Origin of the sequence: Methylobacterium symbioticum, assembly GCF_902141845.1 — a bacterium.
Classification (GTDB): domain Bacteria; phylum Pseudomonadota; class Alphaproteobacteria; order Rhizobiales; family Beijerinckiaceae; genus Methylobacterium; species Methylobacterium symbioticum.
Map to the genome: position 1 here is coordinate 1 of NZ_CABFPH010000186.1, position 5324 is coordinate 5324.

The 5324-nt window shown below is 71.0% G+C and carries 6 protein-coding genes; 2 read left to right on the forward strand and 4 right to left on the reverse strand.

The genetic code is table 11. The annotated features are described in order from the left end of the window. Nucleotides 1-539: flagellar hook-length control protein FliK (fliK, locus tag MET9862_RS28270; protein WP_142586213.1), on the forward strand; the 539-nt coding region annotated here is incomplete at its 5' end. Beyond that, nucleotides 496-1089: a transglycosylase SLT domain-containing protein gene (locus MET9862_RS28275; RefSeq protein ID WP_142586214.1), complete on the forward strand. Its 594-nt coding sequence runs from the start codon at nucleotides 496-498 to the stop codon at nucleotides 1087-1089. The genes fliK and MET9862_RS28275, both read left to right, overlap by 44 nt. Nucleotides 1090-1111: 22 nt before the next feature. Here MET9862_RS28275 and MET9862_RS28280 read toward each other — a convergent pair whose 3' ends face one another. The 4 genes from MET9862_RS28280 to flhB form a co-directional block, all read right to left on the reverse strand. Further along, on the reverse strand, nucleotides 1112-2197 hold the full coding sequence (locus tag MET9862_RS28280) for an acyltransferase family protein (RefSeq protein WP_142586215.1): 1086 nt from the start codon (nucleotides 2195-2197) through the stop codon (nucleotides 1112-1114). Between the two features lie 228 nt (nucleotides 2198-2425). Continuing rightward, nucleotides 2426-3115, reverse strand: coding sequence for a response regulator transcription factor (locus tag MET9862_RS28285; protein WP_142586216.1), 690 nt, complete (start codon nucleotides 3113-3115; stop codon nucleotides 2426-2428). A gap of 615 nt (nucleotides 3116-3730) precedes the next feature. After that, the gene (locus MET9862_RS28290) at nucleotides 3731-4183 is read right to left on the reverse strand and encodes a BspJ family T4SS effector nucleomodulin (RefSeq protein ID WP_244612949.1); all 453 of its coding nucleotides are present in this window, start codon (nucleotides 4181-4183) and stop codon (nucleotides 3731-3733) included. Further along, nucleotides 4180-5244 carry a flagellar biosynthesis protein FlhB gene (gene flhB / locus MET9862_RS28295; RefSeq protein WP_142586217.1) on the reverse strand — a complete coding sequence of 355 codons (1065 nt, stop codon included), beginning with the start codon at nucleotides 5242-5244 and terminating at the stop codon, nucleotides 4180-4182. Before flhB ends, MET9862_RS28290 begins: the two co-directional genes overlap by 4 nt. Between the last annotated feature and the right edge of the window lie 80 nt (nucleotides 5245-5324).

The window sequence follows — 5324 nt, forward strand, 5'->3', positions numbered from 1 at the left end:
CGGGCCTGCCGGCCGCCACCCTCCGTCAGATCGCCGCCTCGGTGGCCGCGGAGGCGCCGGCCGCCGCGTCGGCGCAGATGGCCGGGCAGGCCGCGGGGCATGGCCAGGCGGAGGGGCCGCTGCGCCTTCTCACGCTCCAGCTCCACCCGGCCGATCTCGGCGCGGTGGTGGTGCGCATGCGCCTGCAGGACGGGCGCCTGGAGATGAACCTTCAGGCGAGCCGGGAGGAGACCGCCGACCTCCTGCGCAAGGATCGCGAGGCGCTGGGCGAGCTCCTGCGCGGCGCCGGCTACCGGCCCGACATCGTCACGATCCAATCCGGCCCGGCGGACCAGCAGGGGCCGGGAAGCCGCGGCCAGGGGGCCTTCCAGGGGCCGGAGACCGGAGCGGGTGGCGCCGGCTCCGGATCGGGCGCCGAGCGCGGACCGGGCGACCAGCCGGGCCGCCGCGGGGCCGTCACGCCGGACGATCCGGCACGCAGCAGGGACCAGGGACATGAGACGGCGTCTGGCGAGCCTCGCGGCGGCGTGTATCTCTAGCGGCGCGCTCGCCCATGGTGGTGCACTCGCCCATGGCGGCACGCAGGCGCCGAGCGTCGCGAGCCGGGTCTGCGAGCAGCAGATGGCCCAGGCCGCGCAGAAGCACGGCGTGCCGCTCGGCATGCTCTACGCGGTCGGGCTGACCGAGAGCGGCAAGCGCGGCTCGCTGCAGCCCTATGCCATGAACATCCAGGGCCGGGCCTATTTCGGGGCCAGCGCCCAGGAGGTGATGCAGAAGCTCTCCGAGGCCCAGGCCAGCGGCATCCGCCTGGTCGATCTCGGCTGCATGCAGATCAACCACCACTACCACCGGGCGAAGTTCCCCTCGCTCGAGGCGATGATCGACCCGCGCCAGAACGTCGAGTACGCCACCCGCTTCCTGAAGGAGCTGAAGGAGCGCGAGGGTTCCTGGACGCTCGCGGTGGCCCGCTACCATGCCGGCCCGAACAACAACCCGGCCCAGAAGCTCTACGTCTGCCGGGTCATCACCAACATGGTCGCCACCGGCTTCGGCAACTGGACCCCGGGCGCGAAGGCGTTCTGCCAGTAGGGCCGGGACGCGGGACCGGGGATCAGTCGGGATAGACCGGCCGCTCCCGCAGCCCGGCCCGAGGCGCGCCCGCGCGCATGGTCCGCCTCCACCGGCCCAGCAGGGTCCGCGTCCCTCGGGTCATCGGTTTCTCGACGGCCTGGAAGACCAGGACGGCCACGGCGCAAGCGGCCAGATAGGTGAGGCCGACCAGCGCCGGGGCGAGGGCCGGCGTCAGCAGGCCCAGGGCCGCGGACAGCTTGAACACCGCCTGGGCCACGAAGGAATGCGTCAGGTAGAGCGCGTAGCTCGCATCCCCGATCAGCAGGAGGGCTCGCCAATCGGGCGCGAGCCCGCCGCGCTCCATCACCAGCACGGAGGCCAGCAGCAGGGTCGCGGCGAGGCCCGCAGGCGGCAGGACGAAGGACGGCGCGAAGGGCGCCAGCAGCAGCAGGACGACCCCGATGGCGGCGGTGCCCGCCGCGAGGCGCGCCGCCCGCCGGCTGCTCGGCAAGCGGTCGTAGACCCGCGCGAGCAGCATCCCGAAGACGAATTCGAGCATGAGGGGGCGGGTGAAGAACCGCATGGCGCCCCGGTCGGGATCGAGCAGGAGCCCGGCGCAGACCAGCGCGACGATCGCGCCCGCGGCGACGGCCAGGCGCGCCGCCGGGCGACGCAGCATCAGGCTCGCCGCGACGATGAGGTAGAAGAGGATCTCGTAGTTGAGCGACCAGCCGACATACAGGACGGGATAGACCAGCCCGTCGCCCCGGACATAGGGGATGAACAGCAGGGATCGGAGCAGGTCGGCGCCGTTCGCCTGGGTCGCCCCGAGGAGGCGCGGCATGGACAGCGCGATGAGGAAGGTCGCGCCGGTGAGGAGCCAGTAGAGGGGCACGATCCGGGCGATGCGGTCGATCATGAAGTCGACCGGGGCCGGCGCGGTCCGGTCCGTGGTGTAGATCATGATGAAACCGCTGATGACGAAGAACAGGTCGACGCCGACCGCCGCGGCGCCCACGACCCGCTCATCGAGCCCGATCAGCGACAGGGCCGGCTCGCAATGCACCAGCACGACGAGGAGCGCCGCCAGCGCGCGCATGGACTGAACCGAGGCGAGACGCGTCATGGCCGATCCCCGACAGATCCCCGAGCGCGCGGTGCAAGGCCGGATGGCGGGCCGGTCCGCACGCGGACGCGCGGCCGGACCGGGCCCGGACTCGAAGCGATCATCGGGGTGCTGCGCGAAGACCGCCTCCGCGAAGCCCTCGGGCCAAGGTTACGCCGCGCTCGTGCGGGCGATTTTGCGCAGCGTCAAAAAGCGACGGCGCGTGCGGCCAGGCCGTTCCGGCGGGGGCTATCCGACGTAGACGTAGCCCATGTAGCGCTTGGCCTCGATCGGGTCGTAGCCCAGCCGCTGGACCAGCTTCTTGCGCAGCTTGCTCACGTGGCCCTCGACCACGCTCTCCTCGACGCCGTTGCTGTAGACGCCGTAGATCACGTTGAAGACCTGCGCCTTGGTGAGCCGCCGGCCGCGGTTGCGCACGAGATATTCGAGGATGTGCCGCTCGCGCCGCGGCAGGGGGAAGGTCACGCCATCGATCTCCGGGTCGCGCCCGTCGAAGAACACCTTCAGGCGCTCGGGCCGCGACGCGGCCTCGTGGGCGGCCACGGGCAGGGCGCCGCCGTTCACGCGGCGCCAGATCGCCTCGGAGCGGGCCAGGATCTCGCGCACGTGCACGGGCTTGGGCAGCACGTCGTCGATGCCGGCATCGAACAGGACCAGGGTCTGCTCCAGGGAGCGCTGGTCGGCCAGCGCGATGATCGGCGCGCGCGAGTGCCTGCGGATGAGGCCGGCGCATTTCGCCCGCTCGTCGAAGTCGCCGAGCAGGAATCCCTGCACCGCGTCGAGGTCGTTGCGCGAGGCGCTCGTCAGCCAGCTCGCGAACTCGTCCGGCGAGAGCCCGAAGGCCGAGACACCCTCGCGATCGAAGCTTGCCGCGTAACCGGCATTGACCGCTTCTCTCGCATCGACCAAGCAGTACATCCGCTACAGCCCCCGGCGCAGCACGAGGATTTATCCGTCATCGCTGCGATCAACGCAGTACTTTTCCTGAAAACACGACTTAGGTTTTTCTGGCGTAACAATGCTGGCCGCAGCAGGATGCGCCGGATCTCTGGCGCGTCCCGTTCGACAGTTCTGGATGTCTCGACGGATGGCGCAGGTCAATGACAGAGGCGGCCTGCCCTGCGTATTTTTCCGGGGGTGTTGCGCGCCTGTGGGCCATATGAACCAAAAACGTCCATCTCTCGCCGGCCCGAGCCGGGCCATGACCGCTGAACGCGCACGGGTCCGGGCAGGATCCGGCCAGCCTGCGCGCCGGGGCAAGGGCTGATTCGGGCGGAACGGCAATCGACCGGATCGGGCGATCGCTCCCGGGACAGCGGATTCGGGCTGCGACGCCGCGCGGGGCTGCCCGAGGGGGCCGCCATGCGCGGATTCCCGCCACCCCGCCGGCGCGAAAGCGCGCTCGATACCGGACGGCCTGAGGCGGCGTCCCGCGCGGGAGGAGTCGCCGGTCATACCGTCCCCGTCCTGCGGCGCCCGCGGGGCGGAGACGTCAGGACGGGGTCGAGGCGGGGATCCGCAGCGGGCCGGCCCTCAGGCGTGGGCGCGGTTCAGGCGGGCCTCCGAGAGGGCACGGGCGAAGCCGTCGAGGGAAAAGGGCGGCTCGCTCTCGGCGAGGATGCGCTGGATGGCGATCCCGGCGAAATAGCCGTCGAGGACCAGCTTGAAGAACACCGTCACGGGCTTCGTGACGAACTCCATGTCGAGCACGACCTGCATGGATCGGCCCCAGGCGAGGCTCACGTCGGCGGCATCCGCGTAGGCGAGGGTGGCGTCCTTGAAGAAGGGCTCGGCGGAGGAGGCGACGAGGTCGGCGATGTTGCCGTGATGCTCCCCCCGGACCCAGCCGATCAGCACGCCGCCGTCGAGCAGGCACAATTCGGCGATGAAGTCGCGCAGCTCCGTGGCGAAGACGCGCTCGACCGCTTCCAGCATGTCCGGGGGGGCGGCCCGTCCCTGGCTGACATCGTGGGCCGGAATACTCATCGGGGCCTCGCGAACAGGAAGAACAGGATCTGGGCGACGGCCCGATAGAATTCGGCAGGGATCGTCTGATCGACCTGCACAGCATCGTACAGGGACCTTGCGAGAGGCTTGTCCTCGATCACGGCGATGCCGTTCTCCTCGGCGATCTCGCGGATGCGCAGCGCGATCAGGTCCTGGCCCTTGGCGAGGACCAGGGGGGCCGGGTTCTCGGAGGGCTCGTAGCGGAGCGCCACCGCGAAATGGGTCGGGTTGGCGATGACGACGGTGGCGCGGGGCACGGCCGCGAGCATGCGGTTGCGCGAGCGGTCCTGCGCCAGCGAGCGCAGGCGCGCCTTCACGGTGGGATCGCCCTCCACCTGCTTGTGCTCGTCCCGGATGTCCTGATGGGACATCCGCAGCGAGCGCTGCCAGCGCAGCCGCGCCCAGACGAGGTCGCCCGCCACGATGACGATGGTGGCGATCGAGACCGCCGAGACGAGGCGGATCGAGATGGTGAGGATCAGCTCGGGCAGCTGGCTCGGATCGACGAACATGGCATTCACGGCTTTCTCGCGCTCCGAGCGCAGGAGCAGGAGGACCACCAGACTTACGCCGAGGACTTTAAGGACGGATTTCAGGAACTCGACCTGTCCCGAGCGCCCGAACAGCCGGCTCCAGCCCGAGGCCGGCGAGACGTTGCGCCATTTCGGCCGGATCCGCTCGGCGACGAACCGCGGCACGTTCTGCAGGATCGAGGCGGAGAGCCCGCAGGCGGCAAGCAGCAGCAAAAAGGGCAGCAGGAAGCGGCCGGCGGCCGTCGCCGTCGCCTGCAGGAGGCGGGCGGCATCGCCCGCATTCTCCAGGGCGAAGCCGCGGGGCTGGTCGAAGAAGGGCGCCAGCTCGCGGGCGAGCTGGGCGGCCTGCCCGCGCGCGAACAGGCCGAGCCCGATGAGCAGGCCGAGGATCGAGGCGAAGACCGGCGCCTCCCGCGAGAACGGGATGTCGCCCTTGTCGAGCGCCTCGCGGATGCGGCGCTCGGTGGCGGCCTCGGTCTTGCTCTCCTGATCGACATCCTCAGCCATCGGCGCGGCCCGCGCCCGGGGCGCACCCGGCCGAGAGGGAGCGCGGCGCGGAGGCCGGACCGGGCGGCGCGGGCGCGCCG

Excerpts from the sequence above, each read along its gene's own strand:
- flhB (WP_142586217.1), bottom strand. The coding sequence starts at position 5,244 with ATGGCTGAGGATGTCGATCAGGAGAGCAAGACCGAGGCCGCCACCGAG.
- MET9862_RS28275 (WP_142586214.1), top strand. The coding sequence starts at position 496 with ATGAGACGGCGTCTGGCGAGCCTCGCGGCGGCGTGTATCTCTAGCGGC.
- MET9862_RS28285 (WP_142586216.1), bottom strand. The coding sequence starts at position 3,115 with ATGTACTGCTTGGTCGATGCGAGAGAAGCGGTCAATGCCGGTTACGCG.
- MET9862_RS28280 (WP_142586215.1), bottom strand. The coding sequence starts at position 2,197 with ATGACGCGTCTCGCCTCGGTTCAGTCCATGCGCGCGCTGGCGGCGCTC.
- MET9862_RS28290 (WP_244612949.1), bottom strand. The coding sequence starts at position 4,183 with ATGAGTATTCCGGCCCACGATGTCAGCCAGGGACGGGCCGCCCCCCCG.